Genomic DNA, 24,607 nt, shown 5'->3' on the forward strand with positions numbered 1-24,607 from the left:
TCCTAAGTGACGAGGGGACGACGAGATCATGGTAGCGAGGAACGCCCCCCCACCCAGGCGTCGATGCGGGCGAACCATTCGAACAGCCAGATCACCTGGTCCTCGCGGTCGGTGGGCACCTCTGCGCGCGGCACCCGCCAGGCGTGGAGCACGATCCGCTTCTCGGTCGGTAGCGCCCGCCACAGGTCGCCGGCCGTGGCGAGTTCGTCGAGCCCGGAATGGGCGATGAACACGACGTCCGCATCGGGGGCCGAATCGAGAGCGGCATAAAGTCCGCCGGGCTGCGGAGCGAGCACATGCTGCAGCGCCTCCGCGCGGGCGGCGAGAGGCTCGTTGCCGCCCTGACGCAGCCGGTCGATGCGGCTGGTGCGGCGTGCCTCGGTGTAGTTGCCGCCCTCGGGGAAGATGACGAAGGCGTCGGCCGGCCCGAGTCCCTTGGCGAGGTCGGAGATCATCTCGGTCGCGGGGTGTGCAGATCCGGTCCGGGGGGCCGCGCCGGGCGGGGCGGCGAAGCCGGTCGGTGTGATGAAACGGGTGGGCAGCCGGTTCAGGAGGACGTCGATGGCGGGGTCCCACTGCATCGTGTCCTTCACCACCACCCGCGGCATCCGCTTCACGTGGTTCAGCAGCGCGTGCATGAGGATGAACGAATCCCCGGGGCCGGCGTGTCTGCTCGCCACGACCAGCGGCTGCCCCGGCCGGAACATCCGCTCGAACGACGCAGGGGCGGTGCCAGCTCCGGTCTCCTCGGCGGCCTCCGTCGCGATGCGCACCTTGAGCACCCCGCGACTCACCCAGAACAGCGCTCGCAGCGCGAAGGCTGCCACGGCGTAGTGGGCCCGCACGAAGGCCGGGGAGCGCACCTTCCAGCCGAATCCCGAACCGATCCACAGCGCGAACAGGACGATGAGCAGCAGGGCGTCCCACAGCACGTAGACGAGAAGCATCAGCACAGCACGTGGCCAGCGGAATCGACGCGGGATGGCCGACGCGATGATGACGAAGGCGATCAGGATCAGCGGCGTGAATCCGATCAGGAGCGGTCCGCCGACGGCGACCAGCGGAGCCAGGAGCACGCGCCGCACCCACACCGGAGGCAGACGGGTCATGCGCGAACGTCCCTGGTCTGCGAGAGGCCGTCGAGATAGTCGACGGATGCCTGGTAGGCGAGGTCGATGCGGGTGCGCACGGTGTCGGCGCGGCGGTACGACAACAGGGACGCGTCACCCTCGAGCGCACCTCCGCTGGGCAGCACGTGCAGGCTCACACCGGCGGGAATGCTCGCCACATCATGGGCGAACCGATGTCGGCGAGCCACCTCGAACGCCACCTGGGCCGTCTGGATCGCCGTACGCGGAGGGGCGAGCGGTTGTTCGACACGACCGACCTGCAGCACGTAGACGACGGTCGCACCTGCCGCGAGAGCCGGGCTGATGGGGATCGAATTGACGATGCCGCCGTCGATGAACGTCTCGTCGCCGATCCTGGTCGGCGGCAGGAGGCCCGGCACCGAGGAGGACGCGAGAACCGCAGGCACCAGCAGTCCGGAATCGAAGATGCGCTCGGCGGCCTGCTCGATGCTCGCGGCGACGACGAGCAGCGGGACGGCCAGATCCTCGAACCGTGTGTCGGCGCCGAGGATCTGCTCGAACAGTCGCCGGAGCGGGGCGGGGGAGTTCAGGTGCGTGCGGGTGCGGATCAGCCGTGAGAACTGCGTGACGAACGAATCCCCGTAGACGGAGGCGGCTTCGGGCGAGATCCAGGCCGTTAGGAGATCATCCAGAGCGTCCACCGTCGGTGTCTGCGCGACGATGGCGCCGTTGATGGCACCGATCGAGGTCCCGACGATCAGGTCCGGGGTGATCCCCCGCTCCAGGAGCGCCCGCAGCATGCCGATCTGCACGGCGCCGCGCAGGCCGCCGCCGCCGAGCACGAACGCCACTCGATCAGCCACAGGGCTCCTTCGCACGACACATCCTTTCGCCACGCTAGTGGACGCCCGGGGAAAGGGGCTTCGGCCGAAGGCGACTCGTCTGCGCGCTACCGCCGAGCGTGCGAGCGCCGTTAGCGTGCAAGGGTGAGCGACTTCAGAGATGCGACATCAGATGACGAGCGCCGACGCCGCGAGGTGCCCATCGGAGTGATCATGGTCGGCATGGTCGTGGTCGCGTGGTGGCCGGCCTTCACGCTCGGAGCGTGGGGGGAGATCTTCTTCGACGACATCCTGGCGCTCTGGGCGGCGTCGACCGCGGCGCTGGTCTACGTGCTGGTCGAGCGTCGCCCCGTGGGCGCGCGTCTTGCGCGTGCGCTCGTGCTGCTCCTGCCCTCGGTGTGGCTGCTGCTCAACTTCGTCGCCGACGACGACACGACCGACCTGCGAATAGCCCTGCTCGATCTGGCCGCGCTGCTGGCCGTGCTGGTCGGCATCCCCTTCACGCTCTGGGTGCTGGTGCGGATCATGTGGCCGGACTTCGCCGACAAAACGCTTCCGCGCACCAAGTGGCTCATCATCTTCGTCGTTCTCGGCGTGGTGATCGGGTCGTACGCGCTGGGCGTGAACCAGGAGCATTTCCTCACCTGCGGCGACTTCGTCATCAGCGGCAACTCCGAGCCCCCCGGATGCACCCCCGGGGACTCGTGAGCCACGGGGCGCCGGACGCACTCGATGGGGCGATCTCTCAGGTTGCACGCATTCGAATGAATAAGATCGGAACCCACCAAGGGGAGTACTCCGGCACGGCCGGCTCGTCATCACGGATGCATCGCATCCCGGGCCACCGGTTCCAGCACAGCTGGAATGGAGAAGACCTTGACGTCGATGTTCATCACGCCACCCTTGGAGCCTCCGTTGCAGGTCACGCCCCTCATCTGGATCATCACGATCGCCATCACGATCCTGTTCTTCGTGTACGAGTTCTTCGCCCACGTCCGCAAACCGCACGAGCCGACCGTCGGCGAGTCCGCCCGCTGGTCGGCTTTCTACATCGGTCTGGCGCTGCTCTTCGGCGTCGGTATCGGCATGGTGTCGGGGTGGACCTTCGGCGGTGAGTACTTCGCCGGCTACCTGACGGAGAAGGCGCTGTCGATCGACAACCTCTTCGTGTTCCTGCTTCTGATGACCGGCTTCGCGGTTCCGAAGATCTACCAGCAGAAGGTGCTGATGATCGGCATCGTGATCGCGCTGATCCTGCGTGGCGCGTTCATCGCGATCGGCGCCGGGCTGATCGAGAACTTCTCGTGGGTGTTCTACATCTTCGGCGCGCTCCTGCTGTTCCTGGCCTACCGCCAGGCATTCGCTCACGGCGACTCGAACCCCGCCGACGGGAAGTTCATGCGCTTCGTGCGTCGGCACCTTCCCGTGAGCGACGAGTACAACGGCGACAAGCTCACCGTGAAGAAGAGCGGTAAGCGCTTCGTCACGCCGATGTTCCTCGTGATCGTCGCGATCGGCTTCATCGACCTCATCTTCGCGGTCGACTCGATCCCCGCGATCTACGGCCTCACCAACGAGGCGTACATCGTGTTCACCGCGAACGCCTTCGCCCTCATGGGTCTTCGTCAGCTGTACTTCCTCATCGGCGGACTGCTGGAGCGTCTGGTCTACCTCGCGCAGGGCCTGGCCGTCATCCTCGCCTTCATCGGCGTCAAGCTCGTTCTGCACGCCATGCACGTCAACGAGCTCCCGTTCATCAACGGCGGCGAGCCCATGCTGTGGGCACCCGAGATCCCGATCTGGTTCTCACTCCTGTTCATCGGGACGACGATCGCGGTCGCGACGGTCGCGAGCCTGCTCAAGACCCGCGGAGACCGTGGCGTGACGTCCGTCGGGGCGCCCGCCGAGGAGGCCGGCCCGGATGCCGACGAGACCGGCGTGACGACCGCTCCGCGCGCCGAGGCCGAAGCGCAGAAGGAGATCTCTTGACCGCCGTCGGGCGCCGGGAGGTGCGGCTGTGAAGAGTCGCCGCGGGCCGGTGGCGTTCACGTCCGCGCTCGGCGTCATCGCGGTCCTCGCCGGGTGCGCCCCCACCGCGGGGGTGACGCCGGATGCCTCGCCCGCGACGTCGTCCGCAGCATCCGATGTTCCTGCGCAGGACCTGCGCGACGTCACCACCGGCCTCGCACTGCCCTGGTCGATCGCGTTCGTGGGAGAGACGGCGCTCGTCAGTGAACGAGACACCGGGCGGATCCTCGAACTCGACGCCGCCGGCAGCGCGCGCGAGGTGGGCGTCGTCCGAGGCGTGACGCCGGCCGGCGAGGGCGGTCTGCTCGGCCTCGCGGTCGACGACCAGGATCGGTTGTACGCCTATTCGACCGGCGCGGACGGCAACCGCATCCAGCGGATCGATCTCACCGGCGCCGCCGGCTCCTACGGGCTGGGCGAGGTCGCGACGCTCATCGACGGCCTTCCGAAGGCCAGCTTCCACAACGGCGGCAGGCTCGCGTTCGGTCCTGACGGAATGCTCTACGCCGGGGTGGGTGACGCCGGTGACCGGTCGTCGTCGCAGGATCTGGACGCGCTGAGCGGCAAGATCCTGCGGCTCACACCTGACGGCGGGATCCCGGCCGACAATCCGTTCCCCGGATCGGCGGTCTACAGCTACGGCCACCGCAACGTGCAGGGCCTGGCATGGGCGGCGGACGGCACCATGTTCGCGAGCGAATTCGGGCAGGACACGTGGGACGAGCTCAACGTCATCGAACCCGGCGCCAACTACGGATGGCCGACGGTCGAGGGGAAGGCTCAGCGTGACGGCTTCACCGACCCGGTTCAGCAGTGGTCGCCCGGCGAGGCGAGCCCCAGCGGCATCGCGGTCGTCGACGAGACGGTCTACATCGCGAACCTCCGTGGCGAACGTCTGCGGGCGGTGCCGGTGGCCGACACCTCGACCTACACCGACTACCTCACCGGAGACTTCGGCAGGCTGCGCACGGTGATCGCCTCGCCCGACGGCGGCCTCTGGGTGCTGACCAACAACACGAACGGCCGCGCCGACCCCCGGCCCGGAGACGACCGCATCGTCCGGATCGAGGTTCCCCAGGAGCAGAGCGGCCCGTGACGACCCCGCCGAGTACGCCGGATCGCCACGGGGGTCAAGCCCTTGGCGGCACCCCGGATGGTGGACGACGCTGGGGGGACACCGACGAGCAGACGGAGGATTCAGCATGAGCGATGCACAGGACAAGGGCCGCGAGCAGGACGAGCGGATGCCCGACGACGACGACCTGGTCGCCCCCAGCACGGAGGCCGACCCGGGCGAGGAGCCGAAGGCGAAGAAGCCGGATGACCCCAAGCCCGACCATGAAGCGGTCGGTATCGGTGTCGTCGGCGGACCGCAGATCGACCCCGACCAGGGAGCCTAGGTCCCGACCGGTCGGCGACGGGAGCGGATGCCGCGTCCTCAGCCCCGCTGTGGTCGCTTCGGCTGGTCGAGGCCGATGTGGATGCGGGTGCGCTTGCGTTCATAGGCGATGAAGAACGCACCCACGAGCCAGAGCGGCACCTGGGTGAGGAATGCGAGGCGGAATGCCTCGAGCGTGAAGGTGGCAGGCGTGCCCGCGCCCTGGAGGTCGAGGGCCAGACCGATCAGGAAGATCGCGAGCAGGCCGGCCAGGAAGCCGCCGGAGTTCGTGATTCCCGTCGCGGTGCTGAGCCGATGACGGGGGTTGTGCGTGCGGGCATGGTCGAACGCGATCATCGACGCCGGTCCGCCGGTCGCCAGGGCGATCACGAGCAGGAGCAGCAGCCAGAGCGGCGCGGGCTGAGGCCAGACGATCACGACGAGCCACGCCACCATCTGCACGGCGATCGTCGGCAGCACGAGCGCCCGCGATCGCAGGTGCGGCAGGCGGCTCGACAGGGCGCCCATGAACGGGCCGATCAGGATGCCGGCGAGGACGAGCACCGTCGTGATGCCGGCGGCTTCGGCGCGGGTGCGGCCCTCCCCGGCGGTGAGGAACGGGATTCCCCACAGCATGATGAACGCCGTTCCCGCGAAGGGGGTGGTGAAGTGCGACCAGAAGGCGAGCCGGGTGCCGGGATGCGACCACGCCGCGCGGATGCCGACACGGTTGTCGATCGCCGACGTGACCACCGTGATCGCCCCCGTGTCGGTGTTGACCGACACGTCGGCGGCGCGGTCGGGCGGATGGTTGCGGATCACCGCGAACACCAGCACCGCGAACAGCACCCCGAGTCCCGCGATGCTGCCGAAGGTGATCGACCAGGTCGTCGCCTTCAACAGGGCCGCCAGCGGGATGATCGCGATGATCTGACCGAACTGTCCGAAGATCCCGGTCAGCTGCACCATCACCGGTGCGCGCTGGGCGGGGAACCAGGTCGCGATCAGGCGCAGGACGCTCGGGAAGACCGCTGCGTCGCCGGCGCCGATGAGCATGCGGGCCGCGATCGCGATCCCCACCGTCGGCGAGAACGCCATCACCAGCTGCCCCGCGGCCATCAGCACCATGCCGATCGTGATGATCGGGCGTGCCCCGTAGCGGTCGAGCAGCACGCCGACGGGGATCTGCATGAACCCGTAGACGCCGAGCTGCAGCACCGCGAACATCGACAGGGTCGAGGCATCCGCATCGAATCGGGCGGCGGTGTCGACGCCGACCGCAGCGAGCGACGTGCGATTCGTGATCGCGAGGATGTAGGCCGCGGCGCCGACGCCCCAGATCACCCAGGCGCGCCACGACGGTGCGGGCGGTGCGGGAGTGGTCACGGGTGTCCGACGTCGAGGGATGCTGGTCCCTTCAGACTATCCGCGGGTCGTGGGTTGCCCGGCGAGGCGTCGGACCGTCAGTGCAGCTCGAACTTGAAGATGATCAAGGCCGTCCCGAGGGCGACGGTGACCGCGGCCACGGCGACGCCCTCCCACATGCGCGCGCCGCGGAGGACCGCGCCGGTCGTCGCGACGGCGGCGAGCGTCGCCAGTCCGGCGCCCGCACCGATCGACACCGCGACCTCCTGTCCGACGCCCATCAGCAGGAGGAGCAGCACCACGATCAGCGGTCCGAACGTGGCGGAGATCATCGGGGCGCTCACCCGGAGGTGGTGGCGGGCGACCTTCAGCGGGCTGTCGCCGCTGCTGTCGCCGACCGTGTAGGCGAAGACGTGGGTGGCGTAGTAGATCGCATTCGTCAGGATGACGACGGCGATCAGCCACCCGATCTCGGCCTCGCCCAGCCCGATGAGGGTGGATGCCGCGACGAGCGAGCCGTAGCATCCGGCGCTCACCCGCTCCGCGGCGACCGGTCCGAGCGGACCCCTCCGGGCGTGTGCTGTCGTCGGCGCGTGGGACATGTGTCCAGTGTGGACGAGATGGGCGCGTGTACCCGAGCCCACGCACGAATCCTGTGTGACGCTTGTGGTGACCGCGCCTGCGAGGAGTCCCATGATCACCGTCACCGAGTCCGTGTCGATCGCCCACCCGATCGAGGACGTCTTCGCGTTCATCGCCGAGTCGGGCAACCGCGGGCGGTGGGACACGACGGTCGTCTCGGAGGAGCTCACGAGCGAGCCGCCCGTCCGGGTCGGCAGCACCATCCATTCGCGGCTGCACGTCATCGGCCGGGACATCGACTTCGACTGGCGGGTGACGGCGTTCGATCCGCCCCGTCGCATGGTGGTCTCCAGCACCGACGGGCCGCTGGAGACGACGTCGATCTTCGCGCTCACCGCGGCCGGCGACCGAACCGAGCTCCGCGCGACCATCGAGGCGACCCCAGCGGGCATGATGCGGTTCGTCGAGCCCATGATCACCGAGGGACTGCGCTCGAGCCTCTCCGCGGGTCTCGGGCGTATCCGCGCGATCCTCGAGGCCCACTCCGCGACCTGATCGCGGGTGCCGCGCTCTCGGTGGCGCGCAACCTCTGCGGAGCTCGAGACCCTCGACCGGCGTCGAGACCCTGGCGGACGACGTGGGTTGCAGCGCGCCGCAGCGGTCTCGCAGTCGGCGGGCGGCACACGCGTCGCAGACAACCCGCGCCAGCGCAACCCCCTCGTCTCCAGGGGGCACGCCCGTAGCGTGAAGAGCACGAGCGAGCCGATCGCCGCACCGGACCTGCCACCGGCGTCGACGCGGCCCTCGCTCCCCGAAACGAGAAGGAGACCCCTATGTCGAAAGACCAGTACACGCTCGCCGACCCGACCAAGCTCTACAGCGACATCGAGCCCGAGAAGCAGGACCAGCCCGAGCCCGGCCTCGACGCGAAGCTCGACCCGAAGGCCGACCTCGGCGAGGAGACCTACCGCGGCACCGGCCGTCTGAGCGGCCGCAAGGCGCTCATCACGGGCGCCGACTCGGGCATCGGAGCGGCCACCGCGATCGCGTTCGCGCGCGAAGGAGCAGACGTCGTCCTGTCCTACCTCCCCGAGGAAGAGGTCGATGCGAAGCGCATCGTCGGGTTCATCGAGGAAGCCGGTCGCACGGCCGTGGCCTTCCCGGGCGACCTCCGCGACAAGGACTACTGCCAGGCGCTCGTCGCCAAGGCCGTCGACGAGCTCGGCAGCATCGACATCCTCGTCAACAACGGCGGCAAGCAGATCTTCAACGAAGACCTGACCACCCTTACGGACGAGCAGTTCGACGACACGTTCAAGACCAACGTGTACGCGATGTTCTGGATCACGAAGGCCGCGCTGCCCCACCTGAAGCCGGGTTCGACGATCATCAACACGACGTCGGTGCAGGCGTACTCGCCGTCCGAGAACCTCGTCGACTACGCGTCCACGAAGGCGACGATCAACACGTTCACAAAGGCGCTCGCGCAGCAGCTCGCGCCGAAGGGCATCCGAGTGAACGCGGTCGCCCCCGGACCGATCTGGACGCCGCTCCAGGTCTCCGACGGCCAGCCGAAGGACAAGCTGGCCGAGTTCGGCGAGGAGACGCCCCTCGGTCGCATGGGCCAGCCCGCCGAACTCGCCCCGGCCTTCGTCTTCCTGGCCTCTCCCGAGTCCAGCTATATCGCCGGCGAGACCCTCAACGTCAACGGCGGGATGCCCACGCCGTAGGGCGTCCGGCCCGCGCCCGACGGGCGCGGGCCGCTTCGGCGTCCCCAGCTTCTGCAGAGCGGGCGATCCCTGCGGGGTCGGTCGCAGGAATCCGGGCCGCGACCGCGGTGCGCGTCGTTGTCTGCAGAACTTCGGGACAACGGGCGCCACACACCGCGCCCCATCAGGGTGCTGACGAAGAACGAGGGACGGATGCCGCGGCATCCGTCCCTCGTTCTTTCGTCATCGCGTTCGGTAACCCGGGGCCGCGCGGAGCGATCAGCGGTTGAACTCGGCCGGGTGGGGGCCGGTGCGGCCGTCGCTCTCGAGCCCATCGACGGCGGCGAGCTCGTCGGCGGTGAGGTCGAAGTCGAACACGTCGAGGTTCTCGGCGATGCGCGCGGGCGTCACCGACTTGGGGATGACGACGCGGCCCTGCTGCAGGTGCCAGCGCAGCACGACCTGCGCCGGCGTCTTGTCGTGGCGCTCCGCGATGTCGACGATGGCCTGCTCGCCGAGCACTCCGCCCTGTGCGAGCGGGCTCCACGCCTCGGTGATGATGCCGTGCTGCGCGTTCGCTGCGACGGCGGCTCGGTTCTGCAGCGCGGGGTGCACCTCGATCTGGTTGACCGCGGGCACGACGGAGCTCTCCGCGATCAAGCGGTCGAGGTGGTCGGGCTCGAAGTTCGAGACACCGATCGAGCGGATGCGGCCTTCGCTGTAGAGCTTCTCGAGCGCACGCCAGGTCTCGACGTAGAGGTCGCGCGCCGGGCTCGGCCAGTGGATCAGGTACAGGTCGAGCTGATCGAGTCCGAGCTTGCCGAGGCTCTCGTCGAAGGCGCGCAGAGTGCTGTCGTAGCCCTGCTCGGAGTTCCACACCTTGGAGGTGACGAAGAGCTCATCGCGGGCGAGGCCCGAGTCGGCGATGGCCTGGCCGACGCCGGCCTCGTTGCGGTAGACCGCGGCCGTGTCGATGCTGCGGTAGCCGGCCTCGAGGGCGGTGGTGACGGCGGCGGTGGTCTCGTCGTCGGGGATCTGGAAGACGCCGAACCCGAGCTGCGGCATCTCGATGCCGTTGTTCAGGGTGACGTTCGGAACGGAGGGAGTGGTCATGACTTCAGCGTAGGACGGGGTCGCCCGCAGTGCCTGGGGGTTGACTCGCCACGTCGAGCGGATGCCCGTCGCCGATGTCCGAGGAGCGGAGTACCGTTCCGGGCAACGACAGGATAGGAGCATCCGATGGCCACTTTCGAAGATCGACGCGGAACGGCCCTGCTGGTTGTCGACGTGCAGAAGGACGTGATGGCTGCCGCGTGGGAGCCGCAGCCGGTGATCGACCGCATCGTCGCGCTCGTGGAGCGCGCCCGGGCGGAGGCGGTCCCCGTCGTGTGGGTTCAGCACTCGGATGAGGGCATGCCGATCGACAGCGACGTCTGGCAGCTCGTCGATGACCTGGTGCCCGCGGAGGGGGAGGCGCGTGTGCAGAAGAAGCACGGCGACTCGTTCGAGGGCACCGACCTCCACGAGGTGCTCGCCGGCCTGGGCGTCGACCGGCTGGTCGTGGCGGGCGCCGAGACCGACGCCTGCATCAGGTCGACGATCCACGGCGCGTTCGCGCGCGGCTACGACACGGTCCTGGTCAGCGACGCGCACACGGCCATGGACAAGTCGGAGTGGGGTGCCCCGCCGGCCCCCGCGGTGATCGCGCACACGAATCTCTACTGGGGGTTCCAGTCGGCGCCGGGGAAGACCGCCGAGGTCGCCACCGCCGCCGAGGTCGCGCTGACATAGACGGTTCCTTCGGCGTTCACTCTCGTGCGGCATAATGCGCGCATGTCCTCCGCCGAGCCGTTCATGCCCGCTCACGAATCGCCGTCGCCGTCGGGTGCCGCAGATCGTGACATCGATCACGACACCGACGTGATCGTCGACCCGGAAGATGCCGAGTCGACCGACGCGCCGTACGAGTCCGATACGAAGCCCGCGTTCCGCACGCCGCAGCCGGGCGACCGCCTCACCGAGGACGAGCTCGACCGCGATCTCGACGACTGACTCGGTGCGGCGTCGCTGACCCGGCGCTGCGTCGCTGACCCGGTGCTGCGTCGCTGACCCGGTGCTGCGTCGCTGACTCGGTGCTGCGTCGACTGACTCCGCACCCCGCGATCGGCCGTGACCTCGAGGACTGACTCCGCCCCCCGGCGACTGACCCGGCCCCGACGACGGAAGCGTGCCTCGGCATCGGATCGCGCTCCGCCCATAATGGAGCGCATGGATGTCACGCCCTCGGTGCGCACCGAGATGCCCGCCGCGCAGTTCGTGATGTCGCCCGAGGGGCACCGGCTCGCGACGTACTCGTGGGGGGACCCCGATGCCGAGACCGTGCTGTGCGTGCACGGCTTCGCGTCGAGCTGCCGGGACAACTGGGTGGATACGGGCTGGGTCCGCGACCTGCTCCGGGCGGGCTTCCGTGTGGTCGGCGTCGACCAGCTGGGTCACGGCGCGAGCGACAAGCCCCACGACGCCGTCGCCTACTCGATGAAGGCTCTGGTCGAGAACCTCCTCATCGTGCTGGACACCTATCTGCTCGATGACGTGATGCTGGCCGGCTACTCGCTCGGCGCCCGGGTCGGCTGGCAGTTCCTCGTCGACTTCCCCGAGCATGTCTCGCGGGCGGTGCTCGGTGGCATCCCCGATGGTCGACCCCTCGCCCGGCTGCAGATCGACCAGGCGCGGGATTACGCCGAGCGCGGCATCCCGGTGGAAGACAAGGTGACCCGCAACTACGTGACCCTCGCGGAGCGCGTGCCCGGCAACGATCTGCGGGCGATCATCGCGCTCGCCGAGGGCATGCGGATAGGAGATGCCGATCCCGACCCCCAGCATCCGCCCCAGCAGCCTGTGCTGTTCGCGACCGGCGCCGACGACGCGATCCTCGAGGCCTCGCGTCAGCTGGCCGCCGCTGTTCCGAAGGGCCGATTCGAGGAGATCCCCGGAAGGCATCACTTCAACACTCCGGGCTCGCGCGTGTTCCGCGAGAGCGCAGTCGCTTTCTTCGCCGAGGCCTGAGGTCTGCTCCGCACCGAACTCCCCAGATTCGCGCGTACTTCGCAGTCGGGCCTTCGAACGCTGCGTTTTTCGTGCGACATTGCGGAGTTGGAGACGGATGCCTCGCCCGTCGCCCGCCCCGCCGGCCCCCGCCCCTCACCCGTCGTCGTGGACGAGCTCCTCGGCGGTGACGACGGTCGCCCCGGCCAGCCACCTCGCGAGGTCGTCGACCGCGGACGGCGGATCGCCCGCGACGAACGTGCCGACCGCCCCGGCGTCGACGCCGGGGTCCGCCCCCGGCCAGGGGTCCGTGAGCGCTGCCACCAGCGCGGCGCCGCGCACTCCCGCCGAGTGGAGGCCGGCCAACTCATCGGCGTTCACGCCCACCGGGAGGTCGCCGTTGCCGAGGTCGGTGCCGTAGAGCACGCGCCCGCCCGCGGCGGCGAAGCGGCGGAGGTTGTCCACGGCCGCATCATGAGCTCTTCCGCGGTGGATCGCCAGCGTCGAGATCCACGCCTGCGAGCGGGCTGCGCGCTCGATCACCGCATCCGGCAGCTCGGTCGTGAAGGGCGTGTGCGCGAGTGCGGCGACCCCGGCGTCAAGAGAGGCTTCGACCATGCCCGCACCCTGCGCGTGCGCGACGACCGGCAGCCCCCGCGCTGCGGCCGCGGCGACGATCGCACCCAGCACCTCGGCGTCGAAGACCGGCCCGGCGTCCGCGTTCAGCGCCACCTTGATGACGGATGCTCCGCACTCCGCCTGTTCGTCGACCGCCGTGGCTGCACCCGCGTGATCGCCAGGAGCTCGTGACGCGCTCCGCACTTCGCGGGTGATCGTCGCCGGCGCCCATGAGCGGCCCACCGGGTAGCCACCCGGCGCCGCGAGGAAGGCGCCGGCAAAGCTGACGCGCGGGAGGCCCGTGGCCGATCGACGCGCGAGCGAGTCGGGATCGCCCCCCAGATCGACCACGCCGGCGATCCCGTGCGTGGCGAGGGCGCGCTCATCGATGAGGTGGAGGTGCACATGGTGATCCGTGAACGGCGGCAGGGCGACCCCGGTCTCGCCCGTCAGGGCGCGACGACACAGCGTTGCGTCCGGTCCGAGCAACGCCTCGAGGTGAACGAGCTCGGGCCGCGACATCCGCTCGAGTGCTCGTTCTGACTCCACCCGTTCACCCTAGAGCTGCACGCGAGCCGTCGACCGGCCCGACGGCGGCGACCCCTCTTGTCGAGCCGGGGTTCCGGTGGAATACTCCGCCCTATAACGCACCAACTGGGAGGTGCCATGCGTCGGTCGACGATGACTGCTCGCCGAGGCCGTCGAACGATGCTCGTCGCGGCGGCCGCAGCGATTGCCATGATCGTGCCGCTGGCCGGCGCCGTTCCGGCGAATGCGGCGCCACCGGATCCTGCGACGTTGCTCAGCCCGGCGGATGGCACCGTCTCACCGGATGCGGATCCGAGGCTGAGTGTACGGGTCAGCGACCCCGACGGAGACCCGCTCGCCGTGACCTTCGAGGGCCGGGTCAAGGGCGCGACCGTAGCCGGCCCGGCGGCAGCAGAACCGTTCACGATCGTCGCGCTACCGGACATCCAGAACTACACGTCGGCAGCGCGGGCGCCGATCATCGCGCAGCAGGCCCAGTGGGTGGTCGATACCCGGGCCGCCATGAACACGCAGTTCGTGGTGCAGCTCGGCGACCTCGTGAGCGACTGGGCGTTCGCGGGGCACTGGCCCTATGCGTCTGCCGGCCTCAAGGTGCTGGATGACAATCACGTGCCCAACGCCGTGGTGCCCGGAAATCACGATTTCGACAACGCCACCGGTGCGCACGTTGCATACGACACGTGGTTCCCGCCGAGTCGCTACGCCGACGCGACGTGGGCGCCATCTTCCGCGCGATACGGCGGTTACATGGGTCAGAACCAGTTCGGCCAGGATGCTGCCGACCGTCAGAACATGAACAACTACTCCCTCTTCACGGCGGGCGGTCAGGACTGGCTGGTGCTCGGGCTCGAGTGGGAGGCGTCAGCTGACGTGCTGGCGTGGGCCGACCGTGTTCTCGCCGCCCACCCCGACCGGCAGGTGGTCATGTTCACGCATGCCTTCGTGAATCTGTCCGGATCCCGCCGGACCGTCGCCCAGCGCCCGGGGGGAACCCCGCCCGAGACGACCTGGCAGAACTTCGTGCGCACGCACTGCCAGATCCGGCTGGTTCTGAACGGACACGAGCACAACGGCGATCTCGGCGAATCACGCCGGGTCGACGACAACGCGTGCGGCAAGCCCGTGCAGCAGATCATGTCGGACTATCAAGCCCGTGCGAACGGGGGAAACGGATGGCTGCGGTCTTACCGAATCGATCCCGCGGCGGGCACGCTGACGGCATCGACCTACTCCCCTTATCTCGGCCAGTTCGAGACCGATGCGGACTCGGCCTTCACCGTGCCGTTTGCGATCGGGGCACCGCAGCCGGCGCCGTTCCAGCCGATCGCCACGGTCACCGCGGCATCCGGCTCCGTCGCATCCGCAACGTGGGCGGGGCTCGACCGGGACAAGGACTACGAGTGGCGCGCCGTCGTCCGCGACGGGACGACCTCGATCACCTCGGCGACGTGGACGACACGCACGCCGACGAACGACGAGTTGCTGCGAGACGACTTCACCCGGTTGACGAGCGCCGGTTGGGGGACCGCGACCTCCGGACCGTCCTGGGGCGCGTCGGCCCCGGTCACGTCGTTCTCGGTGGACGGGAGCGCGGGAAAGGTATCGGTCGCGCCCGGCGCCCGTCGCAACGTCGTTCCGAACGCCGTGGTCGCCGGCGACGCCGATCTCACCGCGTCGTTCGCAGTCACGCCTGCGGTCACGGGCTCGGGCACGTATGCCTCCGCGTGGATGCGCTCTTCGACGGGCGGCGACTACCGCGCCACGATCACCTTCCGCGCGGCGGGTGCGCCCGATCTCACCCTGAACCGGAAAGTCGGCGCGATCGAGACCGTCATGGCCACCTACCGGATGACGCAGACGCCGAGTGTGGGCGAGTCCGTCATGCTGCGATTCGAAGCGGTCGGGTCATCGCCGACGACGCTGCGCGCGAGGGTCTGGACGGGTTCGGTCGAACCGACCGCCTGGCAGAGGACGGTCGTGGACTCGACTCCGGCGCTACAGGTCGCCTCGGGCGGCGTCGGGCTGAGTTTCTACGTCTCGGGCGCCGCCGCGTCGGCGTCGACCGTCGCGGTGGATCGCCTCGCCGTCACCCGGATCGGGGGCGTCGTCCTGCCTCCGCCGAACGTGCCGCCGGTGGCGGTCATCTCGGTGACCTCGCAAGTGGACCGGACTGTATCGGTGAACGGGTCAGGTTCGACGGACGCCGACGGGACGGTCACCGGTTGGGCGTGGGACTTCGGAGACGGCGCAACGGGTGCGGGCACGACCGCATCGCATGTGTATGCCGTCGATGGCACGTTCACGATCCGGTTGACCGCGACCGATGACGACGGTGCGACCCACGTGGTGACAAAGACCGTGACGGTCGCCGCGCCCCCGCCGCCTCCAGCGAACGTGCCGCCGGTGGCGGTCATCTCGGTGACCTCGCAGGTGGACCGGACCGTGTCGGTGAGCGGGTCGGGTTCGACGGACGCCGATGGGACGGTCACCGGTTGGGCGTGGGACTTCGGAGATGGCGCGACGGGTGCGGGCACGACCGCATCGCATGTGTATGCCGTCGATGGCACCTACACGATCCGCCTCACCGTGACCGATGACGATGGTGCGACCCACGTGGCGACGACGACGGTGACCGTGGCTGCACCCCCGCCTCCGCCACCGTCCGTGCTCGCGGCGGACACGTTCACCCGCACGACCTCGGCGGGATGGGGCGCAGCCGAGACCGGCGGTGCGTGGACGGCGTCGGGCTCGTCGTCGATGTACCGCGTACAGTCCGGGTCGGGTCTGCAGGTCCTCACGACGCCCGGAGCCACGGCGCAGGCGACCCTGAACGCCGTCGCCGCTCGCGACGCCGAACTCCGCGTCGACGTCGCGTGGAGCCGGAACAGCGGGCCGGGCGCGCTCTACGCGGCATTCTCGCCGCGCGCGACGAGCACGGCTGACGACTACCGCCTGACTCTCTACGCAGGTTCGACGGGTAGGCCACGTCTCGACCTCGTCCGCCGGACCGGCGGAGCCCAGACCACGCTCGCGTCGGTGCTCTCCGCTGTCGTGATCGCGCCGGGTACGTCCTACACCGTGGTCGTCCGCGCTGTGACCGTTGCGGGGACCACGCAGCTCGCGGCGAAGCTGTATCCGGCGGGTGCTGCTGAGCCGGGTTGGCAGGTGACCGCCAGTGACCCCACGGCATCGATGCAGACCAACGGCCGACCTCTTGTATGGAGCTACATGTCCAGCGGAGCGACATCGCCGGTCACGACGTCGTTCGACAACATCAGTCTCACCAGACCCAGCCCATGAGGCCGGCGTATCGCGAGATCAGATGAGCGAGAGTTCGCGCAGCTTCGACTCGACGTCGGCGTTGGTGGGCTCGACGTGGTGGGTGGAGTCGGGGTAGACGATCACGGGGATCTGGGTGCGACCCGAGATCTCGCGCGCCACATCGGCGGCGGCGGGCTCGGCTTCGAGGTCGATGTACTCGTAGTCGAGACCGAGTCCGTCGAGCTGCTTCTTGGTGCGACGGCAGTCACTGCACCAGGCGGCGCCGAACAGGGTGATCGTGGAATCAGACATGGTTCAAGGCTAAGAGATCCTGACTGAGTGAGGCGTGGGAGCCTGAACAGCAGGTGAACATGGCTGTGGGTACGCTATGGAATCCGTCCACGGTTGGATTCCCGGGTTTCCCGCGTGGGAACATCTTCTGTGATGCAACTCTCGATCGTCGTTCCGACGTACAACGAAGCTCCCAACATCGCGGAGCTCGTCCGTCGTGTCACGCAGGCGGTGCGCGGCCTCCAGGCCGAGATCATCTTCGTCGATGACAGCACGGATGCCACGCCCCAGACGATCACAGATGTCGCAGAGTCCGCGTCCCTTCCCGTCCGCATGATCCACCGCACGCACGGAGCCGGCGGACTCGGCGGCGCGGTCGTCGAAGGCATCACCGCGGCTCAGAGCGACGTGTGCATCGTGATGGACGGCGACCTGCAGCATCCGCCCGAGGAGATCCCTGCGCTCTACGCGGACTACGTCCGTGGGGGTGTGGACATGGTCGTCGCGTCGCGGTACGTCGGGAACGGACGGGCCACGGGCCTGGCCGACAACACCCGAGTGCTGGTGTCGAAGGCCTCGACCGCGCTGACGAAGTCGATGTTCCCCATTCGTCTGAAGGACGTCACCGACCCGATGACGGGGTTCTTCCTCGTGGATCGTCGGGCGATCGACATCGAGGGCCTCGCCCCGCGCGGCTTCAAGATCCTGCTCGAGATGCTCGCCCGCAAGACGCTGCGCGTGCGCGAAGTGCCGTTCGAGTTCGCGGGCCGTCACGCGGGCGAGTCGAAGGCGTCCTTCCTCGAGGGGCTCAACTTCATCGCGCAGCTGACGGCATTGCGCTTCGGCAAGATGTCGCTTTTCGCCATCATCGGCGGCCTCGGCGCGCTGGCGAACCTGGCGCTGCTGTGGCTCTTCACCCACTTCGGGATGGGCTACATCGCCGGCATGATCATCGCCTCCGAGCTGACGATCATCGGCAACTTCGTGCTCATCGAGCGCTTCGTGTTCCAAGACATGAAGGGCGCGGCATCCGGCGTCTGGTCGCGTTTCGCGAAGTCGTTCACCTTCAACAATGCCGAGTTGCTCGTCCGCATCCCCGTGGTCGCGCTCATGGTGCACTCGTGGCACTTCTCCAGCGTGATCGCGGCGGCCATCACCCTCGTCATTGCCTTCTTCGTGCGCTTCGTGTTCCACGCGCTCGTCGTCTACGCGCCCAAGCGCGCCGGTGCCCGAAAGAGCCCGCTGCGCGAGTTCGTCGAGGATCTCGACACCCAGGCGATCTCGCCGGGCGAGCTGTAGGCCGGCCGCCCCGATCGTCGAGCGGGAGACGAAGCGCCTCCACGGGACCTTCGGCTCTATTGGCGCGTTCTTTGCATGCGTGAGAATGCTCTCACCGGGTACAAGGTCGAAACACACCGCAACTAGGGTTTAGCCTGCGGGAACATCGGCCCACCCGAATCGGCCGGCGTTCACCGTGTTCACGGGTGAACCAACCGCCCGACGCGTGCCTGACGCGTGCTTACCAACCGCGAGAGGGAGACCATGACCATACGTTCAGAGACCCGCAAAGCAATGAAGAGCCGACGCAGGCGGGGGTACCTTTCCGCCCTCCTTGCGACGACGCTCGTGGCCAGTGGGTCGGTGGTCGTCATGAGTGCTTCCGCGCAGGCAGCCACGACCGGCTGCTTCGCCACCGACATCACCGTGGAGCGCTGGCAGGACGATCGCGGCGTGGTCATGTTCGCTTCGACCGCCCAGCAGAAGTCCGCGGCCAAGGCGGCGGGGTTCGCTGCGACGGGTCAGGCCTTCGCAGCATCGAGCAAGCCCGCCAATGGTTTGGTACCGCTGTACGACGCCTACCGGGGGTCTTCGAAGAACCACGCGTGGATGCTGTGGCAGGCAGAATATGACGGAGTGCTGGCCGCCGGCTGGGAAGGCCGTGGAGCGGTCGGCTACGTGTCGCCGAAACCCCTGACAGATTGCACGTCTGCGCTCAAGATGACCCGAGCGGTGAAGGGAGCGTTGCACACCGTGGCGTTCGGCGACACCGAAGAGCGAAGCGATGTGGCGGCCGGCTACCGCCTGGAGTACTCCTGGTACGCACCGTCTGTCGCGGCTGCGGCGCCGCCTGTGACGCCGACGCCGACTGCCACGCCGGCTGTGACGCCCACGCCGACAGCGACGCCGACGCCCACTGCGACGCCGACGCCGACCGCCACGCCTACGCCGACAGCGACGCCGAAGCCCACCGTTCCGAAGCCGGGTGACGGGAACGGCCGATTCACCCTGGCCACGTATCCGGATACGCAGCAGGAGGTGTTCAATTGGTCGGGAAACCGTCTCCTCGACCGGACCAAATGGTTGGTGTCGCAGAAGGATGCTCTCGATCTGCGCTTCGTCGCCCACACGGGCGACGTCGTGAACTGGGACACCCCTGCGCACGAGCAGTTCGTGAAGGCCGAGGCTGGCCTCGACCCGCTGGAAGCGGCGGGGATTCCGTACCAGCTGAGTATCGGTAACCACGATGCGATGGCGACGGGCCCTGGCGGGGGTGCTCGCGACTCGAAGAGGACGCGTGAATACCTGCGCACAACGGCGACATTCAATCAGTTCTGGAAGGCCGCCGATTATGGCGCGGTGGCGGGAGCGTACGAGAACGGCAAGGTCGACAACACCTACTCGGTGTTCTCTGCGGAGGGTGCCACGTGGCTCGTGCTGAACCTCGAAACCTGGCCGCGGGCCGGAGTGGTGGACTGGGCGGAGAAGGTGATCACGTCTCACAGCGGTGACAACGTGATCATCCAGACCCACTCGTACCTGAACTCTGCGGGGGACATCGATGGTGCGGGACAGTCGCTGTTGCGCTGGCACTACGGCGATGCCTCGCCCCAGTATCTGTACGACCGGCTGGTCGCTCCATACGCAAACGTGAAGGTCGTGACGAGCGGCCACGTGGGCAGCGTCGCGTCGAAGGTGGTCACGACCGCCAAGGGCAACAAGGTCGCCTACCTTCTTCAGACGTTGCACTCCAACTTCAACAACCCGGTGAGACTGTCCGAGTTCGATGTCGTGGCGGGGACGATCAGCACCCGCGTCTACGCACCGGAAAACGGGGCGACTCTGGACAAGAAGACACTCACCGGTCTTACGTTCCTGACGGACTGATCTCCGGCACCCAGACAGGGCCGACCTCCATCAGGGGTCGGCCCTGTCGTGTACCGGGGGTATCTCGCCGACGTAGGGACGTTCAGAGGGCACGCTGGAGTCAGGCGCGCAGCTCAGTGCCGATCGGGCGGCTCAAGATGTCGATGGCGGTCCGCAGCTGGGTGCTCGACGTGTGCGCGGTGTAGGGGAAGTAGACGACTTCCACACCGACCTCGGCGAACTCGCGCTCGAGCCGCAGACCCTTCTCGGTGCCGCGCCAGTCGTCACCCTTGAAGAAGTGCGTGAAATGCACATCTCGCCAGGCGTCCATCTTGTCGGGCACAGTCTCGATGTGCACCGCGTCGACGTAGGAGATGTGCCGGACGATCTCCGCGCGTTCATGCGTCGGGATCATGGCTTGAACGCCCTTGACCTCACGGAGCATCTCGTCGCTCACCACTCCCGCGATGAGCACGTCACAGTTCTCTTTGGCGTGACGAAGAATATTGAGGTGCCCGACGTGAAAAAGGTCGAAAGCACCAGCGGCATAGCCAACGCGAAGCGTCATGAATTGATCCCCCAGAGATCAGTAGCGAACTCCCCAGCTCGCTTCCCAGACCATCAGTGTAGCGCGAATACGTGTTACACCGATGTGACGTCTTGACGCCGCCTCTTCGCGCGCGGAATCTTGCCGCTCAGCGACGGTGAGCGTATTCGGCGTAGTCCGCTCCGAACGCCGCCATCACCATGCCCGCACCACGTGCTGCGGCACGAGCGCCGCGCGCCTCATGCTTGTCGGAGCGGGACAGCGAACCCCACAGCCACCGACCTGATCCGGCGGCGAGGCGCGCTGCACCCCGAGCGATCCAACGCGCACGGCGTGCTAGCCCGTGTCGATCGACGAGATCGGCCCGGACAGTGCTGATGCCGACGCGGTAGGCGCGGCGCAGAACCCAGGAGCGGTTGAGCCGATCAGCGGCGACGTCGTCGTAGACCAGAGCCGCTGGACAGGAGACGATCGTGCCCCCCGCGGCAACGATCTGTGTGGTGAAGAGGATGTCCTCGCCACCGCTCATACCGAAGTCGGAGTCGAAGCGCAGCGAGTGTTCCCTCGTGAACGCCAGGTCCAGAAGGAGGTTGTTCGTCGGCGCGAATGGCTGATGCGCACCATCGTCGAATGCGATCCTGGTGAAGAACCCGCCGGCACGGATCCATGGATCGTCGAATCCCTCGGGAAACCTGGACTCGACGCGCCCCGACACGGCCGTCGCCCCGCTGCGCATCCAACGCTCGACCAGCGTAGGCAACCAGCCTGCCCCGGGGAGTTCGTCGTCGTCGATGAAGGCCAGCGCATCTTCAGCCGGGCTCTCGTCCAGCGCGCGATTGCGCACGGCGGCGAGTCCCGCCGATGGTTCCCGGACATACGTGACCTCGTGACGCGCACACACCTCGCTGGCGGATCCGTCCGGATCATTGTCGATGACCAGCACACGGGCGGGCAAGCCGGCGGTCTGCTCGCGCAGCGCCGTGAGCAATGAGTCGAGTGCTTGCGGGCGTTTGAACGTCGGGACAGCGACGACGATCTTGGGTTCAGCCACGGCTGTTCCGATTGGTCGCGTGCTTCCGGTGCAGCACTGCCTTCCGGTACGCCGCGGCATGGCGCTGACCGACGGCACTCCACTCGCGCCGCGACAGGTCGGGCGACCCGGTCACATCGCGGGTCGCATCCATGGCGGTCCGAAGCCTGTCGGCGGTCAACTCGCCGTCGTACAGATGCACCCAACCGGGCCCGATCTCGACACCGAGAGCCTCGTTCACATCGTTGCGCGGAAGGAGCACAGGTCTGTCAAGCGACAATGACGCCAGCGCCCCGCCGGAATTGTGCATGAATCGATACGGCAGTACCACGAGCTGAGATGACGTCGCGATCTCCACAAGTTCCGCGTCCTCGAGAAAGCGGAGCGTCGCCGTGATCCGAGGAACGCGAGCGGATGCCGCAGAGACGGTATCGGCCAGTGCTGGGCTGCTCGGACGTCCGCCGACCCGCAGGCTGAGTGTGTCGTCCTGGTCGCGCGCACGTTCGTACACGGCCAAGAGGGTCTCTATACCTTTGTACCGGCGGATCAGGCCGAAATAACCGATCTGACCTGCGACGCGATCGGCGTGCTCGTAGGAGGCGAACCAGTCGCGGTAGTGACCATGTGGGATGAGAGTTGTCGCCGAGGGGTCTGCCGTCGGTGTCGAGTCGTTCAGTACGACGCGGTGATCGGTGCGCTCCTCGATGGCGACGAGAATCCGCCGCGTCGCGCTGTCCACATCCTGGGGCAGTTCGACATTGTGGACAGTCCTCACGATCGCTCCGCCGGTCAGGCGATGCTTTGCAAGCAAGACGCGCATGAGAACGCGTTTGCCCCATCGCTTCCACGCCGTGCTCCCCTCGAGCATGACTTCCGGCCAATGGAGGTGGAGGACGTCCACTCGGGTCAGCAGGGCCTCGCGCCACGAGAAATTGAGATGCTCGAAGCGGGATTCAGCGGCCAGCGCCCGATCGAGCATCGTGATGTATGGATTCGTCGTAGGCCTCGGCGGCTTGAACGACTGCATGACGCGTGGTCGGCGCTCTGACATCGCGTCTCCGGTTCCGCGGCTCCCCTTGGCCGCGCTCCCAGAGTATCGAACGACGAGGCGGCTGATTGCCTAGGGTGGAGCCCGGGGGAAGGAGGCGCCGGTGGAATCTTCCAGAACAGTCGCTCTCATCGTGGTCTCGTACGGTTCAGCGGGGCTGGTCGAGGCCAACATCGCGCAGCTCGCAACAGAGTGGCCGGAGCTGCGGGTGATCGTCGTCGACTGCTTTTCGAGCGCAGCTGAGCGCGAACGGGTGCGGGAGGTCTGCGATCGCCTCAGGTGGAGGGCCGTTCTCCTCGATGACAATGCCGGGTTCGGCGGAGGAGTGAACCAGGGAGCCGCGGTCGCCCAGGAGGGTGGGGCATCCGTGCTGCTCGTGCTGAATCCCGACGCGATCCTTCCCGCACCCGACGCGCGGGAGCTGGCGACCGCTGCCGCGATGGAGCCGTTGGCACTCATCGCTCCACTGATCCGCCGGCCGGACGGATCCCTCTGGACCGAAGGCACCGATCTGTACCTCGATAACGGCACGATGGCGGGCGTGCGACACCGAGACCGTCATGCCGGGCGCCCTCGCATGATGTGGGTTTCAGGCGCCTGTTTCGCCGTGTCGAGCTCGCTCTGGAACCGGGTGGGAGGATTCGACGACGAGTACTTCCTCTACTGGGAGGACGTGGACCTCTCCCGTAAGGTCCTGGAGGCGGGAGGGCAAGTCACGGTCCTGCCGACCGCGGTCGCCGTGCACGATGAAGGCGGCACGCATGACGATCACACCACCGGCCGGGCCAAATCCGAGACCTATTACTACTACAACATCCGCAACCGGTTGTTGTTCGCCAGAATGCGCCTCGGCGCGGGCGACGTCCGTCGGTGGCGCCGCTCGGCGCTCGCCGTCTCGTGGGGGATCCTCCTCCAGGGGGGGAGGAGGCAGCTTCTGACCTCCGCCGCACCGTGGCGTGCACTGCATAAAGGGCTCAGGGACGGCCGCCGTGGCGTCACCGGACCGGCCCGGTGACGGATCGTGTTCAGGAGAAGCGCTGCACGATGTCGTAGATGGTTGCCGTCATCTGCTCGGAGGTGAATCGCGTCTCCACCGTGCGGCGGGCGGATCGCCCCATCTCCCTCGCCCGCTCCGGGTCCTCGAGGAGCTCGAGGACATGGGCGGCGAGCGCGTCCGGGTCACCGGGTTCGCTCAGCAGGCCTGTGTCGCCGTGGGCCACGTAATCGTCCATCCCCGGTGTGCGTGTCTCCACGACCGGACGCCCGGTCGCCATCGATTCCAGTGACACAGTCATGCCGGACACATGCAGATTCGGACGTGTGGCAATGGCCACGACGCTCGCCGAGGCGTACAGATCTCGTAGCTCCAGGTGCGGTATGTGACGCACTTTCCGAACGCCCACGGGCGGCGGGATTTCGGAGGTCGTCTGGACGAGGAGCTCCACATCGGGTCGCCGACGCTGGATCTGAGACATCGCCCGGAAAAGGGTATCGGTGTCCCGATCACGATCACCCCCGACGCTGACGACACGAGGTCGCGCGGGATAGGGCTGCTCCGCGAAAAACCGATGATCGATACCGAATCGCACGTATTCGGCCGGAACCCCCTGGGCGAGCAATCCGAGGGGTTGAACTTGCGCCTCGCTCAAGACCCAGAGAGCGCGGCACTTTTCGAGCATCCGGGGGAGTCGGCCGAGATCGCGACCGCGGGCCGCGGCATCCGTCAGCCAGATGACTCCGCTGAAGTGGGGGTTGTGCGGCTTCGCGATCGCCATGCGCAGGGCGGCATTCTCATCCCACGTGATACCGATGGTGCCGCGTTCGACGCGCGGACCGAGCCCCGCGCGGGATCGGAGCCGCTCCACGCGCGTGGGCGCGGGGAGATCGATGGCCCGGGTGTGCGCGAACGCTTGAAGGCCGTCCAACCCGTAGGGCCACACGCCGGGTACCTCTCCCAGGGCGTGGCGACGCTCCCACTCCGCGATCGACCTCTCCGCGGGGACGCCGACGTCGAGCTGAACAGCCTTCGCGACCACGATGATCCCCCCGATCGATGCGTTGCGAGCTTACCGGCGGCGG

The 24,607-nt window shown here is 68.0% G+C and carries 24 protein-coding genes; 13 read left to right on the top strand and 11 right to left on the bottom strand.

Translation table 11 applies throughout. The annotated features are described in order from the left end of the window. Positions 1–26: 26 nt before the first annotated feature. Positions 27–1,109, bottom strand: coding sequence for a 1-acyl-sn-glycerol-3-phosphate acyltransferase (locus tag ACFXOO_RS11170; RefSeq protein WP_378842055.1), 1,083 nt, complete (start codon positions 1,107–1,109; stop codon positions 27–29). After that, positions 1,106–1,954, bottom strand: coding sequence for a patatin-like phospholipase family protein (locus ACFXOO_RS11175; RefSeq protein WP_378842053.1), 849 nt, complete (start codon positions 1,952–1,954; stop codon positions 1,106–1,108). The genes ACFXOO_RS11170 and ACFXOO_RS11175 overlap by 4 nt, the downstream gene beginning before the upstream one ends. Before the next feature lie 123 nt (positions 1,955–2,077). Here ACFXOO_RS11175 and ACFXOO_RS11180 point away from each other — a divergent pair, with 123 nt between their 5' ends. The 4 genes from ACFXOO_RS11180 to ACFXOO_RS11195 all read left to right on the top strand — a co-directional run bounded on the left by ACFXOO_RS11180 (position 2,078) and on the right by ACFXOO_RS11195 (position 5,361). Then, positions 2,078–2,641, top strand: coding sequence for a hypothetical protein (locus ACFXOO_RS11180; RefSeq protein WP_378842051.1), 564 nt, complete (start codon positions 2,078–2,080; stop codon positions 2,639–2,641). Positions 2,642–2,848: 207 nt separating this feature from the next. Further along, on the top strand, positions 2,849–3,922 hold the full coding sequence (locus tag ACFXOO_RS11185; protein ID WP_378843006.1) for a TerC family protein: 1,074 nt from the start codon (positions 2,849–2,851) through the stop codon (positions 3,920–3,922). 28 nt (positions 3,923–3,950) lie between these two features. Further along, complete coding sequence (locus ACFXOO_RS11190) at positions 3,951–5,057, top strand: PQQ-dependent sugar dehydrogenase (protein ID WP_378842049.1); 1,107 nt, start codon at positions 3,951–3,953, stop codon at positions 5,055–5,057. Between the two features lie 106 nt (positions 5,058–5,163). Continuing rightward, positions 5,164–5,361, top strand: coding sequence for a hypothetical protein (locus ACFXOO_RS11195; RefSeq protein WP_378842047.1), 198 nt, complete (start codon positions 5,164–5,166; stop codon positions 5,359–5,361). A 38-nt stretch (positions 5,362–5,399) separates the two neighbouring features. Here the strand turns inward: ACFXOO_RS11195 and ACFXOO_RS11200 are convergent, their stop codons facing one another. Then, a complete protein-coding gene (locus ACFXOO_RS11200; protein WP_394563568.1) occupies positions 5,400–6,725 on the bottom strand; it encodes a nitrate/nitrite transporter in 1,326 nt (441 codons plus the stop codon). A 77-nt stretch (positions 6,726–6,802) separates the two neighbouring features. After that, positions 6,803–7,306 carry a hypothetical protein gene (locus tag ACFXOO_RS11205; RefSeq protein ID WP_378842043.1) on the bottom strand — a complete coding sequence of 168 codons (504 nt, stop codon included), beginning with the start codon at positions 7,304–7,306 and terminating at the stop codon, positions 6,803–6,805. Between the two features lie 91 nt (positions 7,307–7,397). Between ACFXOO_RS11205 and ACFXOO_RS11210 the strand changes: the two genes are divergently transcribed. Beyond that, positions 7,398–7,841 (top strand): SRPBCC family protein, encoded by a 444-nt coding sequence (locus tag ACFXOO_RS11210; protein ID WP_378852451.1) that lies wholly within the window; start codon positions 7,398–7,400, stop codon positions 7,839–7,841. A 278-nt stretch (positions 7,842–8,119) separates the two neighbouring features. Then, positions 8,120–9,016, top strand: coding sequence for a glucose 1-dehydrogenase (locus tag ACFXOO_RS11215; RefSeq protein WP_378842039.1), 897 nt, complete (start codon positions 8,120–8,122; stop codon positions 9,014–9,016). 258 nt (positions 9,017–9,274) lie between these two features. On the opposite strand, the gene ACFXOO_RS11220 is transcribed toward ACFXOO_RS11215, so the two are convergent. Next, the gene (locus ACFXOO_RS11220; protein WP_378842037.1) at positions 9,275–10,108 is read right to left on the bottom strand and encodes an aldo/keto reductase; all 834 of its coding nucleotides are present in this window, start codon (positions 10,106–10,108) and stop codon (positions 9,275–9,277) included. A gap of 126 nt (positions 10,109–10,234) precedes the next feature. Between ACFXOO_RS11220 and ACFXOO_RS11225 the strand changes: the two genes are divergently transcribed. The 3 genes from ACFXOO_RS11225 (at position 10,235) to ACFXOO_RS11235 (ending at position 12,061) form a co-directional block, all read left to right on the top strand. Continuing rightward, a complete protein-coding gene (locus ACFXOO_RS11225) occupies positions 10,235–10,786 on the top strand; it encodes an isochorismatase family protein (RefSeq protein WP_378852449.1) in 552 nt (183 codons plus the stop codon). Positions 10,787–10,828: 42 nt separating this feature from the next. Further along, positions 10,829–11,047 (top strand): hypothetical protein, encoded by a 219-nt coding sequence (locus ACFXOO_RS11230; RefSeq protein ID WP_378852447.1) that lies wholly within the window; start codon positions 10,829–10,831, stop codon positions 11,045–11,047. 216 nt (positions 11,048–11,263) lie between these two features. Next, positions 11,264–12,061 carry an alpha/beta fold hydrolase gene (locus tag ACFXOO_RS11235; protein ID WP_378852445.1) on the top strand — a complete coding sequence of 266 codons (798 nt, stop codon included), beginning with the start codon at positions 11,264–11,266 and terminating at the stop codon, positions 12,059–12,061. 135 nt (positions 12,062–12,196) lie between these two features. Here ACFXOO_RS11235 and ACFXOO_RS11240 read toward each other — a convergent pair whose 3' ends face one another. Further along, positions 12,197–13,207 (bottom strand): hypothetical protein, encoded by a 1,011-nt coding sequence (locus ACFXOO_RS11240; RefSeq protein ID WP_394563570.1) that lies wholly within the window; start codon positions 13,205–13,207, stop codon positions 12,197–12,199. A 132-nt stretch (positions 13,208–13,339) separates the two neighbouring features. On the opposite strand from ACFXOO_RS11240, the gene ACFXOO_RS11245 reads away from it, so the two are divergent. Further along, positions 13,340–16,507, top strand: a complete 3,168-nt coding sequence (locus ACFXOO_RS11245; RefSeq protein WP_394563571.1) for a PKD domain-containing protein — start codon at positions 13,340–13,342, stop codon at positions 16,505–16,507. An 18-nt stretch (positions 16,508–16,525) separates the two neighbouring features. Here the strand turns inward: ACFXOO_RS11245 and ACFXOO_RS11250 are convergent, their stop codons facing one another. After that, positions 16,526–16,780 (bottom strand): glutaredoxin family protein, encoded by a 255-nt coding sequence (locus ACFXOO_RS11250; RefSeq protein ID WP_378842025.1) that lies wholly within the window; start codon positions 16,778–16,780, stop codon positions 16,526–16,528. 132 nt (positions 16,781–16,912) lie between these two features. On the opposite strand from ACFXOO_RS11250, the gene ACFXOO_RS11255 reads away from it, so the two are divergent. Further along, positions 16,913–18,058 carry a glycosyltransferase gene (locus ACFXOO_RS11255; protein ID WP_394563572.1) on the top strand — a complete coding sequence of 382 codons (1,146 nt, stop codon included), beginning with the start codon at positions 16,913–16,915 and terminating at the stop codon, positions 18,056–18,058. A 243-nt stretch (positions 18,059–18,301) separates the two neighbouring features. Next, positions 18,302–19,924, top strand: a complete 1,623-nt coding sequence (locus ACFXOO_RS11260) for a metallophosphoesterase (RefSeq protein WP_378842021.1) — start codon at positions 18,302–18,304, stop codon at positions 19,922–19,924. Between the two features lie 100 nt (positions 19,925–20,024). Here ACFXOO_RS11260 and ACFXOO_RS11265 read toward each other — a convergent pair whose 3' ends face one another. The 3 genes from ACFXOO_RS11265 to ACFXOO_RS11275 all read right to left on the bottom strand — a co-directional run bounded on the left by ACFXOO_RS11265 (position 20,025) and on the right by ACFXOO_RS11275 (position 22,531). Further along, complete coding sequence (locus ACFXOO_RS11265; RefSeq protein ID WP_378842019.1) at positions 20,025–20,471, bottom strand: adenylyltransferase/cytidyltransferase family protein; 447 nt, start codon at positions 20,469–20,471, stop codon at positions 20,025–20,027. A 127-nt stretch (positions 20,472–20,598) separates the two neighbouring features. Next, positions 20,599–21,501, bottom strand: a complete 903-nt coding sequence (locus ACFXOO_RS11270) for a glycosyltransferase family 2 protein (RefSeq protein WP_394563573.1) — start codon at positions 21,499–21,501, stop codon at positions 20,599–20,601. Next, positions 21,494–22,531 carry a glycosyl transferase gene (locus ACFXOO_RS11275; protein WP_394563575.1) on the bottom strand — a complete coding sequence of 346 codons (1,038 nt, stop codon included), beginning with the start codon at positions 22,529–22,531 and terminating at the stop codon, positions 21,494–21,496. Before ACFXOO_RS11275 ends, ACFXOO_RS11270 begins: the two co-directional genes overlap by 8 nt. A gap of 100 nt (positions 22,532–22,631) precedes the next feature. Here ACFXOO_RS11275 and ACFXOO_RS11280 point away from each other — a divergent pair, with 100 nt between their 5' ends. Further along, complete coding sequence (locus ACFXOO_RS11280) at positions 22,632–23,543, top strand: glycosyltransferase family 2 protein (protein ID WP_394563576.1); 912 nt, start codon at positions 22,632–22,634, stop codon at positions 23,541–23,543. Between the two features lie 10 nt (positions 23,544–23,553). On the opposite strand, the gene ACFXOO_RS11285 is transcribed toward ACFXOO_RS11280, so the two are convergent. After that, on the bottom strand, positions 23,554–24,564 hold the full coding sequence (locus ACFXOO_RS11285; RefSeq protein WP_394563578.1) for a glycosyltransferase family 4 protein: 1,011 nt from the start codon (positions 24,562–24,564) through the stop codon (positions 23,554–23,556). Between the last annotated feature and the right edge of the window lie 43 nt (positions 24,565–24,607).

It is taken from the genome of Microbacterium sp. P03 (assembly GCF_043556235.1).
Classification (GTDB): domain Bacteria; phylum Actinomycetota; class Actinomycetes; order Actinomycetales; family Microbacteriaceae; genus Microbacterium.

Coding starts and splice junctions, on each gene's coding strand:
- ACFXOO_RS11170 (WP_378842055.1), bottom strand. CDS start 1,109: ATGACCCGTCTGCCTCCGGTGTGGGTGCGGCGCGTGCTCCTGGCTCCG.
- ACFXOO_RS11195 (WP_378842047.1), top strand. CDS start 5,164: ATGAGCGATGCACAGGACAAGGGCCGCGAGCAGGACGAGCGGATGCCC.
- ACFXOO_RS11205 (WP_378842043.1), bottom strand. CDS start 7,306: ATGTCCCACGCGCCGACGACAGCACACGCCCGGAGGGGTCCGCTCGGA.
- ACFXOO_RS11210 (WP_378852451.1), top strand. CDS start 7,398: ATGATCACCGTCACCGAGTCCGTGTCGATCGCCCACCCGATCGAGGAC.
- ACFXOO_RS11215 (WP_378842039.1), top strand. CDS start 8,120: ATGTCGAAAGACCAGTACACGCTCGCCGACCCGACCAAGCTCTACAGC.
- ACFXOO_RS11220 (WP_378842037.1), bottom strand. CDS start 10,108: ATGACCACTCCCTCCGTTCCGAACGTCACCCTGAACAACGGCATCGAG.
- ACFXOO_RS11225 (WP_378852449.1), top strand. CDS start 10,235: ATGGCCACTTTCGAAGATCGACGCGGAACGGCCCTGCTGGTTGTCGAC.
- ACFXOO_RS11230 (WP_378852447.1), top strand. CDS start 10,829: ATGTCCTCCGCCGAGCCGTTCATGCCCGCTCACGAATCGCCGTCGCCG.
- ACFXOO_RS11235 (WP_378852445.1), top strand. CDS start 11,264: ATGGATGTCACGCCCTCGGTGCGCACCGAGATGCCCGCCGCGCAGTTC.
- ACFXOO_RS11245 (WP_394563571.1), top strand. CDS start 13,340: ATGACTGCTCGCCGAGGCCGTCGAACGATGCTCGTCGCGGCGGCCGCA.
- ACFXOO_RS11250 (WP_378842025.1), bottom strand. CDS start 16,780: ATGTCTGATTCCACGATCACCCTGTTCGGCGCCGCCTGGTGCAGTGAC.
- ACFXOO_RS11255 (WP_394563572.1), top strand. CDS start 16,913: ATGCAACTCTCGATCGTCGTTCCGACGTACAACGAAGCTCCCAACATC.
- ACFXOO_RS11260 (WP_378842021.1), top strand. CDS start 18,302: ATGACCATACGTTCAGAGACCCGCAAAGCAATGAAGAGCCGACGCAGG.
- ACFXOO_RS11265 (WP_378842019.1), bottom strand. CDS start 20,471: ATGACGCTTCGCGTTGGCTATGCCGCTGGTGCTTTCGACCTTTTTCAC.
- ACFXOO_RS11275 (WP_394563575.1), bottom strand. CDS start 22,531: ATGTCAGAGCGCCGACCACGCGTCATGCAGTCGTTCAAGCCGCCGAGG.